Genomic DNA, 21,227 nt, shown 5'->3' with positions numbered 1-21,227 from the left:
GGGAGGGGGTATCCCCGGCATCCTGCTATCCCTTCTCCCTCCCCCGCGGGCGGGGGAGGGTCGGGGAGGGGGTGCGCTGATGCCGAGGCTTGCCCTGCCCGACTGGTTCGAAGAGAACCCGACCCATCCCATCCTGGGCCCCGGGCCCGGCCCCTATCGGGCGCGGCTTCTGTCCGATCCCGGCGGGATCACCCAGTTCGGTGCCTTCATCGAGGAATTGCCGCCCGGATCCCGTTCCGGCCATCGCCACTGGCACGAGGCCGAGGATGAGATGATCCTCATGCTGTCGGGCGAGGTGGTGCTGGTCGAAGAGACCGAAACCCCCCTGCGCGCGGGCGATGTGGCCTGCTGGCCCGCAGGCCATCCCGTGGGCCACCGCCTCGACAACCGCAGCGATGCCCCCGCCCGCTATCTCGTCATCGGCACGCGCCGCCAGACAGACCGCATCCATTACACAGACCATGACCTGATCACGGAAAAGGACGGCGCGGCGCGCCGCTACCTGCACCGCGACGGCACCTCTTACGGAGAGACCCCATGACCGATTTCACCTATGCCCTGGACGCGGACGGCGTTGCCACCATCACCTGGGATGTGAAGGCAAAGTCGATGAACGTGATGTCGACCGAAGCCTTCGCCCTTCTCGACAGCCTGATCGACAGGGCACTCGCCGACGCCGCCGTCAAAGGCGTCATCCTTACCTCGGGCAAGAAGGATTTCGCGGGCGGGATGGATCTGAACGTCATCGCCCGGATGCGGGCGGGCGGCGCGCAGGCGATCTTTGACGGCGTCATGCAGATGCACCACGTCCTGCGCAAGATCGAACGCGCGGGCATGGACCCCAAGACGAAGAAGGGCGGCAAGCCCATCGTCGCCGCCCTGCCCGGCACGGCGCTGGGGATCGGCTATGAACTCCCCCTCTCCTGCCACCGGATCATCGCCGCCGACAATCCCAAGGCCAAGATCGGCCTGCCCGAAATCATGGTCGGCATTTTCCCCGGTGCAGGCGGCACCACCCGCCTTGTGCGCAAGATGGGCGCGATGATGGCCGCGCCCTTCCTGCTGGAAGGCAAGCTCTCCGACCCGAAATCCGCCAAGGCCGCAGGGCTGGTGGATGAGGTGGTGGCCCCCGAAGACCTGCTCTCCCGCGCGAAGGAATGGGTGCTGTCGGCCAAGGATGCCGATCTGGTGAAGCCCTGGGATGACAAGGGCTACAAGATGCCCGGCGGTGCGCCCTATCATCCGGCGGGGTTCATGACCTTTGTCGGCGCCAATGCCATGGTGATGGGCAAGACCATGGGCGTCTATCCCGCCGCGCGGGCCCTCCTGGCCGCGGTCTATGAAGGGGCGCTGGTCCCCTTCGATACCGCATTGAAGATCGAGGCGCGGCATTTCACATCGGTGCTGATGAACCCGTCATCGACCGCGATGATCCGGTCCTTGTTCATCAACAAGGAGGCGCTGGAAAAGGGCGCGAACCGGCCCAAGGTCGATGATCAGACCGTGCGCAAGCTGGGCGTGATCGGCGCGGGCATGATGGGGGCGGGGATCGCCTATGTCAGCGCCAATGCCGGGATCGAGGTGGTGCTGATCGACGCCGCGCAAGAGGCCGCCGACAAGGGCAAGGCTTATTCCGAAGGCTTGCTCGACAAGGGCATCCAGCGCCGCAAGGTGACGCCCGAGAAAAAGGCCGAAGTGCTGGCCCGCATCCATGCCACCACCGATTACGCCGCGCTTCAGGGCTGCGACCTGATCGTGGAAGCCGTGTTCGAAGACCCGAAGGTGAAGGCCGAGGTGACGGCCCGCGTCGAGGCGGCGGTGGGCGAGGGTTGCGTCTTTGCCACCAACACCTCGACCCTGCCGATCTCTGGCCTTGCCAAGGCCAGCTCCCGCCCGGCCAATTTCATCGGCATCCATTTCTTCTCGCCGGTGGACAAGATGATGCTGGTGGAGATCATCCGCGGCAAGGAAACCGGCGATGTGGCGGTGGCCAAGGCGCTGGATTATGTGCGCCAGATCCGCAAGACGCCCATCGTGGTGAACGATGCGCGCTTCTTCTACGCCAATCGCTGCATCATCCCCTATATCAACGAAGGCATCCGCATGGTCGCCGAAGGGGTGGAGCCTGCGCTGGTGGAGAATGCCGCGAAACTGGTGGGCATGCCGCTGGGGCCGCTGCAACTGGTCGATGAAACCTCGATTGATCTGGGCGTGAAGATCGCCAAGGCCACGCGCGCCGCCATGGGCGATGCCTATCCCGATGGCGCGGTGGATGCGGTGCTGTTCCGGATGGCCGATCAGGGGCGCATGGGCAAGAAGGCCAATGCCGGCTTCTATGCCTATGATGCAAGCGGCAAGCGCGAGGGGCTGTGGGAGGGGTTGGCCACGGATTACCCCGTGGCCGACAGCCAGCCTGATCTGACCACGGTGCAGCATCGCCTGCTGATGGCCCAGGTGCTGGAGGCGGTGCGCGCGCTGGAAGAGGGCGTGCTGACCGATATCCGCGAAGGCGATGTCGGCGCGATCCTGGGCTGGGGCTTTGCGCCCTGGTCGGGCGGGCCCTTCGGCTGGCTGGATATCATCGGGGCGGCCCGGGCGGTGGAGATCTGCGACAGCCTTGTCGCCACGCAGGGGCCGCGCTTTGCCGCGCCTGCCCTGCTGCGCGACATGGCCGCGCAGGGGACGTCCTTCTACGGGCGGGCCTCGGGCGAAAAGGCGGCCTGACGGGCCAGATGGGCCGACGCCCGTTCGCCTTCGGCGATCAGGCCCGCCACCAGATGGCGGGCCTCTTTCAGGCCCAGCGTCATCATCCCGTCGCAGCGGAACAGATTGGCCGCCCGCGCGCCCAGCCCCGCGCAGCCCAGAAGCAGGCTCGGCCCGGCAAAGACGACCTGCGGGCCCTCGAATTGCAGATGCACGATTTCCACCTCGCGCGGGGCGCGGCGGGCGATGCCGTTCCAGCCCAGAAGGGAAAGGGCGGGCACCATGACAAAGGGCTCTCCATACAGGTCTTCGGCCAGTTCGCTTTCCAGCATCACCATCTGCGCGGGCAGAAGTTCCACCGGATGGGGATTGGCCATGGCCCCTTCGGGCAGCAGCACCGGCCAGAAGGCGGGCGGCACCCAGGCCACCTGCGCCGATCGCGTGACCCGGGCCACCGGCATTTCGCCCTGTTCGAAGGTCAGCACCGGATCGCCCGGCTCCAGATCGCCGACCTCGACCCAGCCATCGGACGTGGCGAGTTTCTGCGTGGCGGCCAGCCCATCCACCAGGATGGCCGGAACCCCCGCCCCGTCATGATGCGCAACAGATGAACCCACGGACCTGCCCTCTCGCAAGCAATGATACCGGGGCAGGATGACGGGGGGCTTTGTCGCCGAAAGGGCAAAAGCCGGGCATTCGCTTGATGGATTGTGTCGAAATCGCGAACGGTCAGCCCGGATCGAAGCCATAGCCGAAGCGCGCGACATCGCGGGCGCAGAGCCTGCCCAGCAGGGCGGCATCGGCATCGCTGTAATAGGGCCGCCAGTCGCGGGCGCGGGCGCTGTCATTGGCGCGCGGCAGGGGCGTCAGTCGAAAGCCCAGATGCGTCTCGAAGGGGATCAGGTCCTTGTCCAGATGTTCCAGCCGGGCGAAAAGGGTGGCGCGCTCCTGCCCCCGCGCATCGGTGACATGGGCCCCATAGGGCCAGGCGGCAAAGGCGGCCTGCGTGTCGGGATGGTTGAGAAAGGCGCTGAAGCCCTGCGCCTTGGCCAGGGCCACGGCGGGATGGGCAAAGGATTGCCCGCGCAGCCAGTGGTAATAGCTGACCATCCGGTCCCATGGGTTGCGCACGAGGGTCAGGATGAAAAGGGCATCAAGATCATCCGGCGAAAGCAGCCCGTCGAGATCGGCCAGGGTGGAATGTTTCCAGAGCCGCCCCTTCGCGGGCAGCCCCTTCAGCCGCCCCCGCCGCGCGCGGGCCTTGGGCGTGTCGCCGATCAGGATGTCGTCCTTCATGGCCCGCGCCTCCAGCGCCAGCGTCAGCGCCGTGCCCCCGGTCTTGGGGATATGAAGGAAGAGGTAGCCCCGCCCGCGCGACAGGATCACGGCTGCCCCCCGCGCAGGCGGAATTTGCACACAAATTCCGCGCCGGAAAATGTGTGCATTTTCCGTTGCGATTTCTGTGTGCAGAAATCGCCCCCCACCATCAGTTCACCCGGTTGGGAAGGTCGCGCCCCTCCAGATGGGCGATCAGGTTCCCGACCGCCATCATCCCCATGTTCTCGCGCACCTCCAGCGCCGCCGTCCCCAGATGGGGCAGGAGCGTGACATTCTCCATCGCCATCAGCGCGGGCGGAACCTGCGGTTCGAATTCATAGACATCGAGCCCCGCCCCCGCGATGCGGCCCCCGGACAGGGCCGCGATCAGCGCGGCCTCGTCCACCACATCGCCGCGCGCGATGTTGATGAAGATGCCCGAGGGTTTCATCGCGGCAAAGGCCGCCGCATCGATCAGGTGATGGGTGGCCTTGCCACCCGGCACGGCGACGACGACGAAATCCTGTGCCATCGCTTCAGCCATCGCCACCTGCCGCGCGGGAACGCCTGCATCCGCCACCGGGGATCGGTTGTGGAACACCACCTCCATCCCGAAGCCCGCCTGACAGCGCCGGGCGATGGCCTTGCCGATGCGGCCCATGCCGATGATCCCCACCGATTTGCCGCTGACATGGGTGCCCAGCATCTGCGTCGGCCCCCAGCCGACCCATTGGCCGGCGCGCAGGATACGCTCCCCCTCGCCCAGCCGCCGCGCCGTCATCAGGATCAGCGACAGCGCGATATCCGCCGTGGCATCCGTCACCGCGCCGGGCGTGTTGCTGACGGCCACGCCTGCGGCCCGGGCGGCCTCGACGTCGATATGGTTGTAGCCCACCCCGAAATTGGCAAGCAGGCGGCAGCGGGGCGCAGGCACATCGGCAAAGACATCCGCCTGGAAACGATCCCCCAGCGTGGGCATGACCACGTCATAGTCGCGCAGCGCAGCGCGCAGTTCATCGGCTGTCAGCACCCGCGCCTCTTCCTCGCGCGAGGTGACGTCGAAGCGCGCCTCTGCGGCGGCCAGCACCCGCGCGGGCATCCGGCGCGTGATCAGAAGCTTCATCAGAACATCCTCCCCCCAAGCGGCACATCCTGATCCGGGGCCAGAAGGACAACCTCCCCCTCGGCATCCGGAACGCCCAGCACCAGCACCTCGGACATGACCTTGCCGATCTGGCGGGGCGGGAAATTCACCACCCCCATCACCAGACGGCCCAGCAGCCCCTCTGGGGTATAGTTCCGCGTCAGCTGGGCGGAAGAGCGTTTCTCGCCAATCTCCGGCCCGAAATCGACCCAGAGCTTGATCGCGGGCTTGCGCGCCTCGGGATAGGGTTCGGCCCGCACCACGCGGCCCACGCGGATATCGACCTTCTGGAAGTCGTCATAGGTGATCGTCACTTGCCCAGCTCCCGCCCGCGATCCGCCGCGGCCTTCACCGCGCGCGCCATCAGCCCCGGCAGTTCCGGCATCAGCACGGCCAGCGCCGCCGCCGTCGTGCCGCCGGGCGAGGTGACGTTGACGCGCAGCTGCGCCGCGCTCTCTGCCGAGCGATGCGCCAGTTCCCCCGCGCCGCAGACCGTGGCACGGGCCAGTTGCATCGCCACCTCGGGCGACAGCCCCTCGGCCTCGCCCGCTGCTGCCAGCGCCTCGATCAGGTGGAAGACATAGGCGGGGCCCGACCCCGACACCGCCGTCACGGCATCAATCTGATGCTCGCCGTCCAGGATCACCGTCTCGCCCACCGCCGCCATCAGGGCGACGGCCAGCGCCATGCCCTCATCGCCCACATGGCCATTGCGGCAGAGCGCGGTGATACCCCGGTTCACCATGGCGGGCGTGTTGGGCATGGTGCGCACGATGGGGGTGCGGTCACCCAGGGCCGCCTCGAAGGCGGCGATGGTGGTGCCCGCCGCGATGGAGACGAAAAGCGTCGCCCCGTTGCCCAGCGCCTGCAGGGCAGGCAATGCCGCGCCCATCATCTGCGGCTTCACGGCCAGCAGGGCCACGGCGGGCGCAGGGGGAACCCCTTCGTTCAGATGCACAGAGGATGCCTTCAGCCAATCCGAAGGGTTCGGCTCGATCACCCAGACCGACCGCGCAGGCACGCCCGCGCCCAGCCAGCCCGTCAGCAGGGCCGTTCCCATCTTGCCACATCCCAGAAGAACCAGCCCGTCCCGAGCCACGCGTTCCAGCGCCATCATCTCTCCCCGCTTCAACCGGGGGGCAGGTTAGGCGCGACCGTAAGCCTCGGCAATGGCGACATTCATCGCCTCGGCCGGGGCCTTGCCCCCCCAAGAGACAAGCTGGAAGGCCGGATAGAAGCGTTCCGCCGCCGCAACCGCCGCCGCGATCAGGCGGTCGATCTGATCGGCGGTCACATATTGCCCGCCCGACAGCAAGAGGCCATAGCGCCAGACCATCAGCTTCTGCTCTTCCCACCAGGTGAAGGCGCCGGTCCAGACCATGTCGTTGCAGCGGTTCAGCACATCGTAAAGCGCGCCGATGCGGCCTTCTGGCGGCTCCATCTCGAATGTGCAGATCAGGCGGAGCGTTTCGTCCTGCGCCGACCAGGCCAGCGTCAGGCTGTAGGTGCGCCACTGCCCTTCGACCGCCATGGCGATCTGGTCATCGGTGACGCGGTCGAATTCCCAGTCATGCCATTCGGCCAGGGTTTCGACGATGTCGATCGGGTGCTGGTCGTCCGAGGAAAGGAAATCTTCTACAAGCGACATGCCCTGCCCCACCATGAAGCTTCTGCAGATTGGTCATCCACTAGAAGCTGCGCATCAGGCAAATCACTGCGTCTGCCTCTCTGCACCCATACTAAATATGGTGTTACAGAAGGGGAACCCTGTAAAGTGATTTCTGGCCAAATCTTCTGTGGACAAAAGCCGCCCCTTTCCCGCCCGCCTGCGCCGGGCTAGGCTGGCGGAATGCAGACAGCGATCACCGGCCGCTGCCTTTGCGGCAGCATCACCTATCGCGCGGGCGAACCGGCCCTGTGGCAGATGCATTGCCATTGCGACAGTTGCCGCCGCGCGACGGGATCGGCCTTCGCCTCGTTCCTTGGGGTGAGCGAGGCGGCCTTTGCCTGGCTTTCGGGCAAGCCTGCGATCTACCGCTCCTCGCCGGGGGTGGAGCGGGTCTTCTGCCCCGCCTGCGGCACGCCGCTGGCCTATCGGGCCGACCGGTTTCCGGGCGAGATCCACCTGCATGCGGGCACGCTGGACGATCCTGCCGCCTTCCACCCCGAGGCGCATGTCCATATGGCCGAAGCGGTGGCCTGGGCCGATATCCATGACGGCCTGCCCCGCCATGACCGCACATCCGAAGGCTGACCGGGCCGGGCCTGCGCCCCTGCCCCCTTGCACTCGCCCCCCGCCCGCTTAGGTTGCCTGCCAGACCGCGTGGAAAGGCCCCATCGACATGCTTACCCTTCTCGGCATTCCCGGCGCGCTGCGCCAGGCTTCCACCAACCGCCTGCTCTTGGCCGAGGCGCGCCGTGCCTTTGGCGAGGCAGTGCAGACCGAGGCCGATCTGCGCCTGCCGCTGTTCGACGAGGATCTGGAGATCGCCGAGGGCTTCCCCCCCGGTGTTCTGGCGCTGCATGGCCAGATCAGGGCCGCCGATGCCATCGTGATTTCCACCCCGGAATACAACAAGGCCCTGCCCGGCGTGCTGAAGAACGCGCTCGACTGGGTGTCGCGCGTGCCGGGGGCGGCCTGGCGCGAGAAGCCGGTGGCGATCCTGTCGGCCGCCGATGGCCGCGCCGGGGGAGAAAGGTCGCAATATTCGCTGCGGCTGTGCCTGACGCCGTTCCGGCCCCGGCTGATCACCGGCCCCGAAGTGCTGATCGCCCAGTCCCGCAGCGCCTTTGATGCCGAGGGCCGCCTGATGGACGAACGCAGCCGCAAGGGCCTGGCCGAGTTGATGCAGATCCTGCGCCACGAGGCAGAGGCCGAAGCCGCAAGGCGCGGCTGATCATTCGGCGGCGGGGCGGTCGCGCTGGCGGTCCAGCTCGTCCAGCACATCGAGGAATTGGCCGGTCGAGACGGGTTTCGTCAGCACGCGATCGGTGCCCGCCTCTTCGAAGCGGGTGCGTTCATCGCCGATGGCGGCGGCCGTCATGCCGATGATCGGGCAATCCGCCCCCTTGGCGCGCAGCGCGGCGGTCAGGTCATCCCCGCCCATTTCGGGCATGAAGAGATCGGTCAGCACGACATCGGGGCGCTCGGCCTCGTATCGCGCCAGCGCCTCGATGCCGGTGCGCGCCCAATCCACCGCGCCGAAGACGCGTTTCAGCCGGGCCACCAGCAATTCGCCGATCAGGTCGCTGTCCTCGACCAGAAGCACGCGATGGCTGCGCCAGTCGCGGGCCGGGCGGGCGGCGGCGGGTTCCGCCGCAGGTCCGGGCAGGGCCACGGGTTCGGCCGCCAGCATCGGCAGGCGCAGCAGGAAGACCGATCCGCCCGCAGGCCCCGGCTGATGGCCCACCGTGCCGCCCAGCAGTTCGATCGAGGATTTGGTGACATAAAGCCCAAGGCCCGACCCATCCACCTGCGTGCTGCGCGGCCCCTCGCCCCGGCGGAAGGGGCTGAAGAGATCGGCCCGCAGCGCGGGCGGCACGCCCTGCCCGTCATCGGCGATCTGCCACAGGCCAAAGCGCTGTTCCGCCCCGTCCTCTTCGGCATAGGACAGGGTGATCCGCTGGCAGCCGGAATGCAGGATGGCATTCTTCACCAGGTTCGACAGCGCCTGCATCAGCCGCACCCGATCCGACCGGCGCGGCAGCGCCGCCTCGGGGGAAAGGTTCAGGTCGATCTCGATCCCCTTCGCCTCGGCCATCAGAAGGAAGGTGTTGCGCACCGTTTCCGCCAGATCCTTGGGCAGGAACGAGGTCAGGGTAACGGGCAGGTTTTCCTGCGGGCGGACGGCCTGGCGCATGTCGGCCAGAACCGACAGCAACTGTTCGCTGACCGCGCGCAGGCGGGGGCCCATCTCGGCCCATTTCGCGCCGCCCTCCAGTTCCTCGATCAGCATCGAGATGACCGAGGCCGGCGTCCGCAACTCATGCGACACGATCGAGAACATCCGCGTCTGCCGGTCCTGCTGATCGGACAGGCGCGACAGGGCCTGGCCCAGCGCCTCTTCCCTTGCGTGATCTGCCGTCAGGTCGATCACGGCGCCATAGGCCAGAACCCGCCCCCCGGCGCGCGATTCGTACCAGGCATGCACCGTCAGGTATTTTCGCGCGCCCTCTTCCTGCCAGTCGGGGCCTTCGCCCAGAAGGAAGGACAGCGTCCGCGTCGTCAGCATCCGTTCGGCCAGCGCCACCTCGATCCCGGCGCGGTCGGCGGGGGGGACGCGCTGCAGGATCGTCGCGATCGCAAAGCGCGGCGCGGTGCCCAGGATGCCCGCCGCCACGTCATCGACCCGCACCTCGCCGGTCTGGGTATCCAGCACGAAATAGCCGATATTGGCCAGCGACTGCACCCGCATCAGGCGCGAGATGGTCTGCCGCGTCTCGCGGGCGCGCATGGTGGCCTGATGGCGCTGCAGCAGCAGCAGGTAAAGCAGCGCCAGCAGCAGGATCGACACCAGTTCCAGGCGCAGCACCTCGGGCGAGGAGATGGGGAACTGCACCAGGAATTCGCCGGTGATGGCGACATAGGCGATCACGCCGATCACATTGGTCAGGATCGCGGCATAGACCGGGGCCAGCAGCACCACCGCCAGCGCCAGAAGTTCCACATCCAGCGTCGGATGCAGCCAGATATCATTGTGGCGCAGCACCCCCAGCAGCAGAAAGGCGGGCAGCACGGCGAAGGCCACGGTCAGGTTGCGCCGGTTGGGCCGGTCCAGCATCACCAGCGTCAGCACCGCGCCGCAAAGCGCGATGCGCGCCACGCGGAACAGGCCCGCCCCCGCCGCGTCAAGCCCGCCGGTCGCGCCGGGGATCCAGGCCGGATCGTAAAGCAGCGCCGTCACCGCGATGACCATGCCCCCACCCAAGAGCAGATAGGCCAGCGTCATGGTCAGCGACAGCGCCGCGTCGCGATAGCGCAGGCGATGCGCGCAAAGCGCGATGGCCAGCCGCCCGGCCAGCCCCGCCAGCACCGCAGGCACCGCATTCAGCGCCATCGCCGCCAGCAGGAAGCCCGGCACCGGCACCCCTTCGGGCAGATAGGCGGGCTCCAGCCACCAGCGCAGCAGGAAGGCCAGTGCAAAGCACAGCGCATAGGTGCCCAGCGGCACAAGGATCATCCGCAGCGGAAAGACCGCCATGCCCATCAGGATGGGAAAGACCGTCTCGCTGGGCAGAAGATCGACCGTCGATCCATTGTCGACGGCCCGTATCTCGGCCAGCACCAGAAAGACGCTCAGCCCCAGCATGGCCAGCACGAAGACGATCACCCCGCGCAGCGGGGCCTGGGTCAGGGACTGTTCGAAAAAGGCCAGGCGCGGCTCGGCCAGCGCGGCAAACAGCCCTTCCGGGCCGTTACGTTTCTGTGTCCTTCCGCCCAGCATCTGGCCCGGTTGCCTGCCTGTCTTGCTGAAAAGCCTGTCGTTTCCAATACCCCGACCACTGATCTCAGGAAATGCATTCAAAAGAATGCCTGACATCCCTTTCCCGACGGATCGCGGCCGCTCTGTGGCATGGGTGCCGCAGGGCGCGGCAGGGCCGGGCGGCGGGATGGCGCAACCGCAGCGGCGGGGGGGGCGCCGGGATCCGGTTGCGCATCATTTCGCAGGCGCAGCATGGGCCTGATCCCAAAATTTGTGCAACTCGCGCGCCACGCTTCGGCAAATTAACGCTTCCCGCTTCACAGCCGGTTGAACGCGCCTTGCAGTTGTCCTTCACTCGCCCCTATATGCCGCGCTGAGTCGCGCCGAGCATGGCGCGGGAAAAAACCGTTGGGTTCTATACCTCTATGACGATCGCAGGCCCCAAGACATCCAGGCTGTCGCGCCGGGAACTTCTCTCCGTGGCGGGCGCGGTCCTGCCGGTTTCGCTGCTGGCCCTGCCGGTTGCCGGCTTTGCCCAGGAAACGGTCACCGCCCCCGAAACCCCGGCCCAGCCGGTTGCGGCGGCGCAGCAATTCTCGTTCGACATCCTGACCGAAGAGATGCGCCTGCTGGCCCAGCAACCGCATGTCACCGCCCCCGCCCCCGAAGGCTTTCTGGGCGAGCTGAACTATGACGATTACCGCCTGATCCGCTTTCGCGACGACAGCGCCCGCTGGACCGGCGAAAAGACCCGTTTCCGCCTGGCCGCGTTCCATATGGGCTGGCTGTTCCCCGAACCCGTCCGCCTGTTCGAAGTGGCCGGCGGCACGGCGACGGAGATGCTCTTTTCCACCGACGATTTCGAATATCTGAACGATCTGGCCACCCGCGTGCCCGAACATGCCGAATTGCCGGGCGTGGCGGGGTTCCGGCTGAACCATCCGCTGAACCGCCCCGACAAATGGGATGAACTGGTGGCCTTCGTCGGCGCATCATATTTCCGGGCGCTGGGGCGCGGATCGGCCTATGGCCTTTCGGCGCGCGGCCTTGCGCTGAACACCGCCACCGCCCAGGGCGAGGAATTCCCCCGCTTCTCGCGCTTCTACATGGAACGCGATCCGGCGGGCGGCGACAGCATCACCGTGCATGCCACGCTGGAAAGCGCCAGCGTGACGGGGGCCTACCGCTTTGTCATCACCCCGGGCAGCGAGACGCTGATGGATGTGACCGCGCGCCTGTTCTTCCGGCAGGACGTGGCCGAGCTGGGCGTGGCCCCGCTGACCTCGATGTTCCTGTTTTCGGAAAAGAACCGCGCCGAATTCGATGACTACCGCCCCAATGTGCATGACAGCGACGGCCTGCGCATCCTGCGCGCCGATGGCGATATCATCTGGCGGCCGCTGAACAACCCGCCGCGCCTGACCGGCAGCTATTTCACCGAAACCGCGCCGCGCCGCTTCGGCCTGCACCAGCGCGACCGGGCCTTCGACAGCTATCAGGATACCGGCGCGCGCTATGAGCGCCGCCCCTCGCTGGATGTGGAGCCGCTGGGCGACTGGGGCCGGGGCAATGTGCGCCTGGTCGAGATCCCCTCGGATCTTGAGGCGAACGACAATATCGTCGCCTATTGGGTGCCAGAGGCGCCGGTGAAGGCGGGCGATGCTCGGGAATTCGCCTATCGGCTGCATTGGGGCGACCTTGCGCATGACACGGACGAACCGCTGGCCTATGTGTTCGAGACCCGTTCGGGACATGGCGGCTTTGCCGGGGTCGAGGCGCAGCAGGGCACGCGCAAGTTCGTCGTGGATTTCCGGGGTGGGCTGATCGGCCCGCTGGATGGCGAAACCGAAATCGAACCCGTGGTCACCATCGCCAATGGCGAGTTGACGGGGTCCGTGCTGGAAAAGATCGCAGGCACCGATATCTGGCGGCTGGTGATCGACATTTCGGCCGAAGACGAAGCCGTGGTCGAACTTTCGGCGCATCTCGCCGGGTTTGACCGCAGACTGACGGAAACCTGGCTCTATCAGTGGATCAACGCGAAATGATGGATCTCGCGCAGCCGGACCAATTCGATCTCGACCGCCTGGCCGAGGATCTGGGCAGATTGCCCGATGCGCCGCTGGCCATGCCCCTGCAGCAGCTTGAATCCGCGCCCGGGCAGGGCGGGCTTCTGGCGCTGCTGCGCCCCCGTGCCGCGCGGCTGCGGAAAGCCGGGCACTGATGCCATGGGGGGCCCCTTCGCCCCTGGCAACCGGGTGTATGTGACGCGCACCCTCGCCCTTGCGGCGGCCCTTCTTGCGGCGGCGCTGGCCTTTGTCGTCTTCCTGCAATTCGGCGCGTCGGACGGGTTCGATGCCTTTGATCCGCTGCGCGCGGGGCTGATCTTCGCCTCGACCTTCTGGCTGGCCTGGGGGGCCTTCACCGCGCTTGCCGGGCTGACCACGAAGCCCCCCGCCGTGCCGCGCGATCCGGGGCCCATCCGCGCCATGACGGCGGTGCTGGTGCCGGTCTATAACGAAGACCCGGTCGCCACCTTCGCCCGGATCGCCGCGATGGATGCCTCGCTGCGCGCCACGGGCTTTGGCGACCGCTTCCATTTCGCCATCCTGTCCGACACCCGCAATGACGAGGTGGCGGCGCGCGAACGCATCTGGTTCCTGCGCCTGCTGGCCGACACACATGGCGAGGGGCGCATCTTCTATCGCCGCCGCACGAACAACAAAGGCCGCAAGGCCGGCAATATCGAGGATTTCATCAAGCGCGCAGGGGCGGCCTATACCTATGCCATCATCCTGGACGCCGACAGCCTGATGGAAGGCGCGACCATGGTGGAAATGGTCCGCCGGATGGAGGCCGCGCCGGAGCTGGGCCTGCTGCAGACCCTGCCCAAGGTGATCCGCGCCCGGTCGCGCTTTGGCCGGATCATGCAATTCGCGGGCGGCTTCTATTCCCCCGTCTTCGCGCGGGGCCTTGCCATGATGCAGGGGCGCACCGGCCCCTTCTGGGGCCATAACGCCATCACCCGCGTCCGCGCCTTTGCCGAAAGCTGCGGCCTGCCGGAACTGTCCGGCCCGCCGCCCTTTGGCGGCCATATCCTGAGCCATGACTATGTCGAAGCCGCGCTTCTGGCCCGCGCGGGCTGGACGGTGCGGGTGGATGACGATCTGCAGGGCAGCTATGAGGAAGCCCCCGAGAACATCATCGACCATGCCAAGCGCGACCGCCGCTGGTGCCAGGGCAACCTGCAGCATGCGCGCCTGATCCTCGCCCCCGGCCTGAAAGGCTGGAGCCGCTTCGTCTTTCTGCAGGGCATCCTTGCCTATATCTCGCCCGTCTTCTGGCTGGCTTTCCTTGCCGCCTCGATCGCGGCCCCGCTCTTTGCCCCGCCGATCGACTATTTCCCCATCGAATACTGGCCCTTCCCGGTGATCCCGGTCAGCCAGGTTTCCAAGGCGCTTGGCCTTGCCATCGGGATCGGCGGGCTTTTGTTCCTGCCGAAACTGCTGATCCTGGCCGATGCCGCCCTGCGCGGCCGCGCGCGCGGCTTTGGCGGCGGCTTCCGGGCACTGCAATCAACCATGGCAGAGCTTGTCTTCTCCTCGATCACCGCGCCGATTTTCCTGATGTTCCAGACCCGCTCGGTGCTGCAGGTGCTGCGCGGGGCCGATGGCGGCTGGCCCGCGCAGACGCGTGGCGACGGCACGCTGTCCTTTCGCGATGCCTGGGCGGCCTCGCACTGGATCGTCACCAGTGGCGGCACCGTGCTGGCCTTCGCGCAATGGCTGTCGCCGCAGCTTGTGCCCTGGCTGATGCCGGTGGCGCTGCCCATGGTGCTGGCCCCGGTGATCATCGCGCTGTCCTCGCGGCCCAGCCGGGGCGGGCTGTTCCTGACCCCGACCGAGGCCAGCCCCGCCCCCGTCATGGGGCTGCACGATGCCGTCCTGCGGCGGTGGGAGGGCGAGACAGCCCCCTTCGACGCCGCCGCCTGACCTGCGGCGCGGGCGGCCTTCTGCCGCCTCCGCGCCGCCAGCCCCGGGCGGGCCTTGCGCAAGCGACGCCAAGCAGGCAATAGCCGCGCCAGCCCAGCCCCCAGCCCGGACCTCCCGGCCAATCGGTGACCCATGCCCGCCCCAAGCCCAGCCCCGGCTGCCCCCCTGAAAACCCGCGACCCGCGGCTTGACGTGTTCCGTGGCCTCTGCCTCGTGATGATCTTCATCAACCATGTTCCGGGCAACATCTATGAAGGGGCGACCAGCCGGAATTTCGGCTTTTCGGATGCCGCCGAGGGCTTTGTGCTGATGTCGGGCATTGCGGCGGGCCTCGCCTATTCCGCCGATTTCCGCGAGGCGTCGATGCGGCTCTGGACCGGGCTCGCCCGTGTGTGGCGGCGGGTCTGGACGCTGTATCTGGTTCATATCCTGGCCACCTTCGCCGCATTGGCGGCGGCGGCGGCCGTGGCGCTGTGGCTGGGCAATGCGGAATCGCTGTTCGAGAACCAGATGAAATGGGTCTGGCTGGATCCCTTGCGCACGCTGATCGGGCTGGTGATCCTGACCCATCAGTTCGGCTATGTGAACATCCTGCCGCTTTACCTTGTGCTGCTGGCCTTTGCGCCGATCCTGCTGTTCCTCGCCTGGCGCTGGCCGCTCTGGCTGCTGGCGGGGTCGGTCGCGCTCTGGCTGGTGGCGGGGATCTGGCGGCTGGGGCCGCCGAACTATCCCACCTCGGGGGTGTGGTTCTTCAACCCGCTGACCTGGCAGGTGATCTTCGTCACCGGCCTTGTCACCGGCGTCGCGCTGAAAGAGGGGCGCCGCCTTGTGCCGGTGCGGCGCTGGCTGCAGGTGGCGACCGGGCTCTTCCTGCTTTATGCGGCGCTGTCGGTGCAGATCCCCGCCGTGTCGAAACTGACGGGCAACAGCCTGTGGCTGCTGCGCGAAACCTTCAACCTGCCCTGGAACCTGACGGCCTTCGACAAGACCTATGTCACCGGCCCGCGCCTGCTGCATATCCTGGCGCTGGCCTATTTCCTGTCCTCCTTCCCGGCGGTGCGGCGGGCCTGCGCCCATCCCCTCGCCGCGCCCTTCGAACTGCTGGGGCGTCAGGCGCTGCCCGTCTTCGCGCTGGGATCGGTGCTTTGCATCGGGCTGCAGGGGGTAAAGCATGTGACGGGCGAGGATATCCTCGCCGACAGCCTGATCCTTGCCGGCGGGCTGGCCGCGCAATTCGCGCTGGCCGCCGCGCGGCAATACTGGCCGAAGCCCCCGAAGATCAGCTGAAGCTGGCCGGATCCGGCCCCGTCCTTTCGCCCGTCTCCAGCGTGGCGAAGGCGGCCATCTCGGCCTCGGTCAGCGAGAAATCGAGGATATCCAGATTCTCGGCCAGCCCCGCCGCCCGGGTGGAGCGCGGGATCACCGCGCAGCCCAGTTCAAGATGCCAGCGCAGGATCACCTGCGCCGGGCTGCGGCCCAGCCGGGCCGCCGCCGCCTGCACCGGGCCCGCGTCGAAGGAACGCCCCTGCCCCAGCGGCGTCCAGCTTTGCGTGACGATGCCGTGGCGCGCATGGAAGGCGCGCAGTTCGGCCTGCTGCAGGCGGGGATGCAGTTCGATCTGGTTCAGCACCGGCACGACGCCGGTTTCGCCGATGATCCGCTCCAGATCCGGCACGCGGAAATTCGACACCCCGATCGAGGCGACCTTCCCCTCATCCCGCAGCGCGATCAGCGTCTTCCAGGTGTCAAGGAACCTGCCCTCTGCCGGGCAGGGCCAGTGGATCAGCATCAGATCGACCTGCGCCACCCCGATCCGGGCCAGGCTTTCCGCAACCGCGCGGCGCGTCTCGTCGGTGCCCTGCCTGTCATTCCAGACCTTGGTGGTGACAAAGACCTTCTCGCGCGGCAGGCCCATCCGGCGCAGGCCTTCGCCCAGACCCTCTTCATTGCCATAGATCGCCGCCCCGTCGATCAGCCGATAGCCCGCCGCCACCCCATCGACCACCACCCGCGCGGTCTGATCCGCCGGCACCTGCCACAGGCCAAAGCCGATCTGCGGCAGGCTGCGCCCATCGTTCAGGGAAAGCATCGGCGTGGTCATGTCGTATCTCCTTGCGGCATTGTCCGGCAGACAAGATATCGCGCGGCGCGGGATGTCCACCCGCCGCTGCAGGCAGGGCAGGCCCCTGCCACGGAAAGCGCGGTCCGGATCAGGCGGTTCCGGTCACTTGGGGGGGGACGGTGGTGGCGAGGGGGGGACTCGAACCCCCGACCCTGCGATTATGAGGCAGAGCCTGACCTTTGATTTTGCTGGCCTGTCCCTGTAAACGGGGCAATTCTCAGGGTGAATGATTTCAATGGGTTGCGAGGTGACTGTAAACCGTTTGGCGCATCTAAATGAGTATAATGATACACACTTTCAGTTGACGCGCCTTCAAGTGATGTGTATAAGGATACACATGAAAGGAGGGGCGATGGAGCTTGAAACGAATTCCCGGAAGCTCCTGAAGATACTCAAAGACGCAGGTTTCGAGGAGATCTCCAAGAAAGGATCACACCTCAAGCTTCGGAAGGGCGACAGGACTGTCATCCTACCCCACCCGAAGAAAGACCTGCCGATGGGGACAGTCAGAAGCATCTACGAACAGGCGGGGCTGCTATAGCCCCGCCCACAGCCCAGTCAGTCAGTTCAACCAATCCAGTCCATCGCCCCTTCGGGCATCCAATCAAACGGAACTCGACATGAAATACTTCACCGCCATTGTGCACCAGGATGGTGACAGCGCCTTCGGCCTGACCTTCCCGGATCTTCCGGGATGCTTCGCCGCGGCCGACAGCTGGGACGGCATTCCAGCGGCGGCAGCCGAAGCCTTGGATCTTTGGTTCGAGGATATGCCGGACGTCGACCCCGCGCCGCTCGACATGGTCAGGAAGCGCGCAGACGTCGCTGCCGCGCTGGCTTCGGGTGCATCTCTAATGCACGTCCCTTATATCGCCGCAGGTTCAGTGGTGGAGCGGGTCAACATCACCATGGAGCGCGAGCTGCTGCGCGCGATCGACCAGACCGCAAAGGCACGCGGGATGAACCGGTCATCGTTCTTGGCCGTGGCCGCGAGACATGCACTGGTGGGCGATTAACGGCGCTCATCCTCCGGCAGCGCTGCCGGCACCTCGATGCCATGCAGCTCCAGCCACTCGCGGATCTCGCCCCACAGATCCTGCGGGCCGAACTGGCGATAGCCCATGATGTTCTCCAGGCGACGGCGGAGGTCGGGCGGGATGGTCTGTGGCCAGTGGGGCATGCTTGAACGATTCGAAGCTGATGTTCTACATGCGTTCTGCACCGGCAGCTTGGCTGACGGCCAGCATTTTTTTCGTCCGCGGTGCGCCGAAGAACCGAAATGTACGAATCAGCGGTCATGGGATTGGACAACCGTGAACGCCGATCCGTAACCCACCGAAAACGCTGGCAACCCAGAGGACTTCCACAACTCCATCCCAGGGTTTATCCCTGAGTTCCAAACACTTGCGCCCTGTTGCAGGAAAACCGTCAAGCGAAAAATCGCCCGCGCCACCCCAAAAATGGCGTTGAACCGAGGTGCGGCTTACGACAGTTTGACGATGTGAGCCATTCGGCCACAACATGAAGTGGTCCGAGGAAGGGCTTGCAAACCAACCTCGGACCTTGGTTGAAACTCGGTTGTCCTGATTTCTCCCAGTGCTCCATCATCTCACAACACCTGTCGGATGAGGTCAAGAAGAGACATCAAGGGCGACCTCTGCTCAGAAGGAAAAATTGAGCATGTCTGCTGCAGTCACCTTGTACGGCCTCAACGGCCGTCAATACACTTTCGAACTCTACCCTTTACATGGCACGGTCTTTGTCCGTGCCTCTGGCGTGTATGTGGTTATTCGCAGCGGCGCCTTTGGCCTGCTGCAGCCTCTTTATGTTGGGGAGACGGACGACTTCTATCAGCGGCTGATCACAAACCGGATGAGCCACGAAGGTCTCGGTCGAGCAATCATGCACGGAGCAACACACATCGCTGCGCTGCGTGTCGCCGACAGGCCGACGCGTCTCGCTATCGAGACAGACCTTCGTCACAGCCTGAAACCGCCATGCAATGAACTTGGTCTTCGCCGTGAAGCCCTTGATGGCCTTGTCAGCGACCAGCTCCTTCAGCGCGGCATGCCGCCGGCCACCGGCCAGCACGGCGTATTTGCCGCCGAACTTCTGGACCAGGATCGGCTGCAAGAGGCCCAGAACGGCGATGCTGGCCTTCAGATGCGCGATGTTTTCGGGGTCATAGGTTTCCGGCGCGTTGCTGCGCACATTGGCGGGATGCGGGACCAGATCGCCGATAGCGACGGTAAGGGGAGCAAAGCTTATGGTCATGGGATATCCTTCCAGGAGGGTGAGGTGTGGCCCGCGCGCTCACGCGCGTGACCAATCCCCGGCTTCAGGGATCACCACGACAAAAGGCCCACTTTCCCTTTGAGGGGTCAGCGGGCCTTCATCGTCTCAGATGTCAGGGTGAGGAGTCCCCTGCCCTACCAGTCGCGCGCCAGCATGATGGTCAGCACGCGCATGGTGGTGGCAGGATTGTCCGGGGTCTCAGCCCAATAGCGGAAGTCCGAGTCTGCTTCATAGAGATCGATCTTCCAGAACACGGTCTCTCCCCGGATCTCGACCGCCCCGAAATCGTGCCAGCCCTCGGGATCATTCTCAGGCTCGAACGTGGCAAACTCACCCGTTGCCTTGACCGCCTCGGCCATGAAGCCATCGCCGGCCTCCATAAGCGAGCGGGTGACATGCATGCGGCCCTGGATGGGTTGCGCGGGCGGCACTCCAAGGCATGCGAGCTTGCGAAACGCGTCGTTCTGCGCCGCGATCACGGTCGGATCCGGGCATTCTGTCTGGGGCTGTGCAGTGATGGTCATAGGGCTCTCCTTTGAGAAGTTGAAACACCCTTCCCAAAGCCTGCTTTTTCTTTTCTGCTTGGCGGAAGGGCCGAAGCAGAAGGTGCCCTACCCGAACAGCCCCTTGGGTCTGTAATTCGGGTTAGGGATGGTTTCGACCCAGCCACCCTGTTCCTTGATGCTCTCGAGCGCTGCCGAGAGCGGATAAGCGCCCTCGGCAGCGCTCCACCAATAGGCACCGCGCTTGAAGGTGATGATCTTGCGGCGGCCGTCGTTGAAGCAGGCCACCCGCAGCGTTTTGGGTTCCTTACGTGACATGGGTGTCTCCGTTCTCCGTGCGGTCAGGCGGCCTCGGCACTGCGACCTGCCCTGCCCACCTCCGATCTGGCGATCAGATAATCACAGGCGCGCTGCGCGTCAGCGGCGTGCTTGAAGATCGCGCCCTTGTCCGACCGAAGAACGCGCAACCAGTTGTGGAGATAGGCGGCATTCATCTCGAGCGTATGCGCGGTGAAGCCGAGCGTCTGACCCAGGAACACCGAGGTCAATTCCGCGACGATCTCCTCGCGCGCATAGGACGTGTTGCCAAACTTCGAGAACCCGAAATCACGGTTCAGTCGATGGGGGGCTTTCGTGGCATGGGCGAGCTCATGGGCCCAGACCCCGTAGAAATTGCGCGGGTCCTGGAACCGCGTGATGGATGGCATGTAGACCTTGTCCACGGGGGGCAAATAATACGCCTCCGTGCCCGTGAAGACCGTCGTGATGTCGATGGCGTCGAAAAACGCCTGCATGTGCGGGATAGGCTCGGACGGCGGGTGCTCGGGCACGGGCTCCGGGTCAGGGAAGAAGCTGTCGGGCAAGCCCTCGATCTGGCAGGCATTGAACACGCGGTAGGATTTCTGGAAGCGGAAGATACGGGCTTCCTCGGAGTGATCATCCCCGTCGCTGTGATCATGATCATCGCCGGCATCTCTCCGGCTTTGACCGTAGTAAACGACGACAGAGGACTTTTCGCCCTTGCGAACCTTTGCATCCAAGGCATTGGCTTGCAGCAACGTCATCCAGAAGGGAGAGCTGTGGCCCGCCATCACGGTCCGCATCGTTAGCAGAAAGTTGTTCACTCCCTGGTAGGGTTCGCCGCCCACGCGCAGGGGGCGAGAACTGCCACCTGCAGTCCAGGGCTTGCGCCACGGCAGGACGCCGCGCTCGATGATACGGATGATTTCGTTTGTGATGACCTCGGAGGCATCGAATTTGGGCGTGCGGGATCGGGCCATGGCTGGCCTCCTTTCGAGTTTTGGTGAGAGGGAGTGGTGACTAGGTTGACCGACAGGGGCGCGGATCGTTGGCGACCCTGGCACCGAGGGCTTCGATCATGTCGATGTAGGTGGTCAGCGACACGGACTTGCCGGGACCCGAAGAGTCAGGGTCGACCGATCCGTCCCGCGCCACCCGCGGCAGGTTCGCGAAGGCGATGACATCGGTGACGGGTCGGATATCGATGAACGGCGTGCCACGTGCGACCGCAAGAGCGGCCAAGGGAAAGCGCTCGATGGGCGCGAAGGTCGACACGGTGGTCCAACCAAGATGGATGAATGTTCCACCCTCTCCGCAAATCACATGCGCGTGTGGCAATGCTGCAGCTTGCCTGAGATAGCCAAGATCACGCAGGACGGTCTCGCGCTCGAGCCGTTGTGCCTGCCCCGTCTGGCCAATTCGGCGTAG

The 21,227-nt window shown here is 65.8% G+C and carries 23 protein-coding genes and 1 pseudogene; 9 read left to right on the top strand and 15 right to left on the bottom strand.

The window, feature by feature from the left end; genetic code table 11:
* Nucleotides 1–79 precede the first annotated feature (79 nt).
* On the top strand, nucleotides 80–541 hold the full coding sequence (locus tag G5V65_RS15430) for a cupin domain-containing protein (protein ID WP_165051795.1): 462 nt from the start codon (nucleotides 80–82) through the stop codon (nucleotides 539–541).
* Nucleotides 538–2,724, top strand: a complete 2,187-nt coding sequence (locus G5V65_RS15425) for a 3-hydroxyacyl-CoA dehydrogenase NAD-binding domain-containing protein (protein ID WP_165051793.1) — start codon at nucleotides 538–540, stop codon at nucleotides 2,722–2,724. The genes G5V65_RS15430 and G5V65_RS15425 overlap by 4 nt, the downstream gene beginning before the upstream one ends.
* Here the strand turns inward: G5V65_RS15425 and G5V65_RS15420 are convergent.
* The 6 genes from G5V65_RS15420 to G5V65_RS15395 form a co-directional block, all read right to left on the bottom strand.
* Nucleotides 2,691–3,320 carry a Hint domain-containing protein gene (locus tag G5V65_RS15420; protein WP_165051791.1) on the bottom strand — a complete coding sequence of 210 codons (630 nt, stop codon included), beginning with the start codon at nucleotides 3,318–3,320 and terminating at the stop codon, nucleotides 2,691–2,693. The genes G5V65_RS15425 and G5V65_RS15420 overlap by 34 nt on opposite strands.
* Nucleotides 3,321–3,432: 112 nt before the next feature.
* Complete coding sequence (locus tag G5V65_RS15415; RefSeq protein WP_165051957.1) at nucleotides 3,433–4,089, bottom strand: sulfotransferase family 2 domain-containing protein; 657 nt, start codon at nucleotides 4,087–4,089, stop codon at nucleotides 3,433–3,435.
* 100 nt (nucleotides 4,090–4,189) lie between these two features.
* Nucleotides 4,190–5,143 (bottom strand): 2-hydroxyacid dehydrogenase, encoded by a 954-nt coding sequence (locus tag G5V65_RS15410; protein WP_165051787.1) that lies wholly within the window; start codon nucleotides 5,141–5,143, stop codon nucleotides 4,190–4,192.
* Nucleotides 5,143–5,478, bottom strand: a complete 336-nt coding sequence (locus G5V65_RS15405) for a tRNA-binding protein (protein WP_343162855.1) — start codon at nucleotides 5,476–5,478, stop codon at nucleotides 5,143–5,145. The genes G5V65_RS15410 and G5V65_RS15405 overlap by 1 nt, the downstream gene beginning before the upstream one ends.
* Nucleotides 5,475–6,278 (bottom strand): pyrroline-5-carboxylate reductase, encoded by an 804-nt coding sequence (gene proC, locus G5V65_RS15400; protein WP_165051785.1) that lies wholly within the window; start codon nucleotides 6,276–6,278, stop codon nucleotides 5,475–5,477. Before proC ends, G5V65_RS15405 begins: the two co-directional genes overlap by 4 nt.
* Nucleotides 6,279–6,308: 30 nt before the next feature.
* Complete coding sequence (locus G5V65_RS15395) at nucleotides 6,309–6,812, bottom strand: type III secretion system chaperone family protein (protein ID WP_165051783.1); 504 nt, start codon at nucleotides 6,810–6,812, stop codon at nucleotides 6,309–6,311.
* A gap of 201 nt (nucleotides 6,813–7,013) precedes the next feature.
* Here G5V65_RS15395 and G5V65_RS15390 point away from each other — a divergent pair, with 201 nt between their 5' ends.
* Both G5V65_RS15390 and G5V65_RS15385 read left to right on the top strand, forming a co-directional pair.
* Complete coding sequence (locus tag G5V65_RS15390) at nucleotides 7,014–7,418, top strand: GFA family protein (protein ID WP_165051780.1); 405 nt, start codon at nucleotides 7,014–7,016, stop codon at nucleotides 7,416–7,418.
* An 88-nt stretch (nucleotides 7,419–7,506) separates the two neighbouring features.
* Nucleotides 7,507–8,061 carry an NADPH-dependent FMN reductase gene (locus tag G5V65_RS15385; RefSeq protein WP_165051778.1) on the top strand — a complete coding sequence of 185 codons (555 nt, stop codon included), beginning with the start codon at nucleotides 7,507–7,509 and terminating at the stop codon, nucleotides 8,059–8,061.
* Here G5V65_RS15385 and G5V65_RS15380 read toward each other — a convergent pair whose 3' ends face one another.
* Nucleotides 8,062–10,608: a hybrid sensor histidine kinase/response regulator gene (locus G5V65_RS15380; RefSeq protein WP_165051776.1), complete on the bottom strand. Its 2,547-nt coding sequence runs from the start codon at nucleotides 10,606–10,608 to the stop codon at nucleotides 8,062–8,064. It lies immediately after the preceding gene.
* A gap of 404 nt (nucleotides 10,609–11,012) precedes the next feature.
* Here G5V65_RS15380 and G5V65_RS15375 point away from each other — a divergent pair, with 404 nt between their 5' ends.
* Nucleotides 11,013–12,635, top strand: coding sequence for a glucan biosynthesis protein (locus tag G5V65_RS15375; RefSeq protein WP_165051774.1), 1,623 nt, complete (start codon nucleotides 11,013–11,015; stop codon nucleotides 12,633–12,635).
* Here the strand turns inward: G5V65_RS15375 and G5V65_RS15370 are convergent.
* The gene (locus G5V65_RS15370; RefSeq protein WP_165051772.1) at nucleotides 12,614–12,817 is read right to left on the bottom strand and encodes a hypothetical protein; all 204 of its coding nucleotides are present in this window, start codon (nucleotides 12,815–12,817) and stop codon (nucleotides 12,614–12,616) included. The genes G5V65_RS15375 and G5V65_RS15370 overlap by 22 nt on opposite strands.
* On the opposite strand from G5V65_RS15370, the gene mdoH reads away from it, so the two are divergent.
* Both mdoH and G5V65_RS15360 read left to right on the top strand, forming a co-directional pair.
* A complete protein-coding gene (mdoH, locus tag G5V65_RS15365) occupies nucleotides 12,816–14,579 on the top strand; it encodes a glucans biosynthesis glucosyltransferase MdoH (RefSeq protein WP_165051770.1) in 1,764 nt (587 codons plus the stop codon). The two genes, G5V65_RS15370 and mdoH, sit on opposite strands and share 2 nt — an antisense overlap.
* Before the next feature lie 132 nt (nucleotides 14,580–14,711).
* Entirely contained in the window at nucleotides 14,712–15,866 is a 1,155-nt protein-coding gene (locus G5V65_RS15360; protein WP_165051768.1) for an OpgC family protein, read from the top strand.
* Here the strand turns inward: G5V65_RS15360 and G5V65_RS15355 are convergent.
* On the bottom strand, nucleotides 15,859–16,680 hold the full coding sequence (locus G5V65_RS15355) for an aldo/keto reductase (protein WP_165051767.1): 822 nt from the start codon (nucleotides 16,678–16,680) through the stop codon (nucleotides 15,859–15,861). The genes G5V65_RS15360 and G5V65_RS15355 overlap by 8 nt on opposite strands.
* A 373-nt stretch (nucleotides 16,681–17,053) precedes the next feature.
* Here G5V65_RS15355 and G5V65_RS15350 point away from each other — a divergent pair, with 373 nt between their 5' ends.
* Both G5V65_RS15350 and G5V65_RS15345 read left to right on the top strand, forming a co-directional pair.
* Nucleotides 17,054–17,242 carry a type II toxin-antitoxin system HicA family toxin gene (locus G5V65_RS15350; protein WP_165051765.1) on the top strand — a complete coding sequence of 63 codons (189 nt, stop codon included), beginning with the start codon at nucleotides 17,054–17,056 and terminating at the stop codon, nucleotides 17,240–17,242.
* Between the two features lie 79 nt (nucleotides 17,243–17,321).
* Nucleotides 17,322–17,717: a type II toxin-antitoxin system HicB family antitoxin gene (locus G5V65_RS15345; protein WP_165051763.1), complete on the top strand. Its 396-nt coding sequence runs from the start codon at nucleotides 17,322–17,324 to the stop codon at nucleotides 17,715–17,717.
* Here the strand turns inward: G5V65_RS15345 and G5V65_RS15340 are convergent.
* The 6 genes and pseudogenes from G5V65_RS15340 to G5V65_RS15315 all read right to left on the bottom strand — a co-directional run.
* A complete protein-coding gene (locus G5V65_RS15340) occupies nucleotides 17,714–17,881 on the bottom strand; it encodes a hypothetical protein (RefSeq protein WP_165051761.1) in 168 nt (55 codons plus the stop codon). The genes G5V65_RS15345 and G5V65_RS15340 overlap by 4 nt on opposite strands.
* Nucleotides 17,882–18,708: 827 nt before the next feature.
* Nucleotides 18,709–18,975: pseudogene (locus G5V65_RS22845) on the bottom strand (ParB/RepB/Spo0J family partition protein); the annotation flags it as partial.
* A gap of 155 nt (nucleotides 18,976–19,130) precedes the next feature.
* Complete coding sequence (locus tag G5V65_RS15330) at nucleotides 19,131–19,520, bottom strand: DUF3768 domain-containing protein (protein ID WP_165051759.1); 390 nt, start codon at nucleotides 19,518–19,520, stop codon at nucleotides 19,131–19,133.
* 87 nt (nucleotides 19,521–19,607) lie between these two features.
* Nucleotides 19,608–19,817, bottom strand: a complete 210-nt coding sequence (locus G5V65_RS15325; RefSeq protein ID WP_165051756.1) for a DUF6330 family protein — start codon at nucleotides 19,815–19,817, stop codon at nucleotides 19,608–19,610.
* 23 nt (nucleotides 19,818–19,840) lie between these two features.
* On the bottom strand, nucleotides 19,841–20,779 hold the full coding sequence (locus tag G5V65_RS15320) for an ArdC family protein (protein ID WP_165051754.1): 939 nt from the start codon (nucleotides 20,777–20,779) through the stop codon (nucleotides 19,841–19,843).
* Between the two features lie 40 nt (nucleotides 20,780–20,819).
* Nucleotides 20,820–21,227 (bottom strand): hypothetical protein (locus tag G5V65_RS15315; protein WP_165051752.1); only part of this gene is annotated, 408 nt, incomplete at its 5' end.

This window comes from Paragemmobacter kunshanensis, assembly GCF_011059185.1.
Lineage (GTDB): Bacteria > Pseudomonadota > Alphaproteobacteria > Rhodobacterales > Rhodobacteraceae > Paragemmobacter > Paragemmobacter kunshanensis.
The sequence above is the reverse complement of the archived record's forward strand: the minus strand, read 5'-3'. Positions and strand labels throughout refer to the sequence as shown.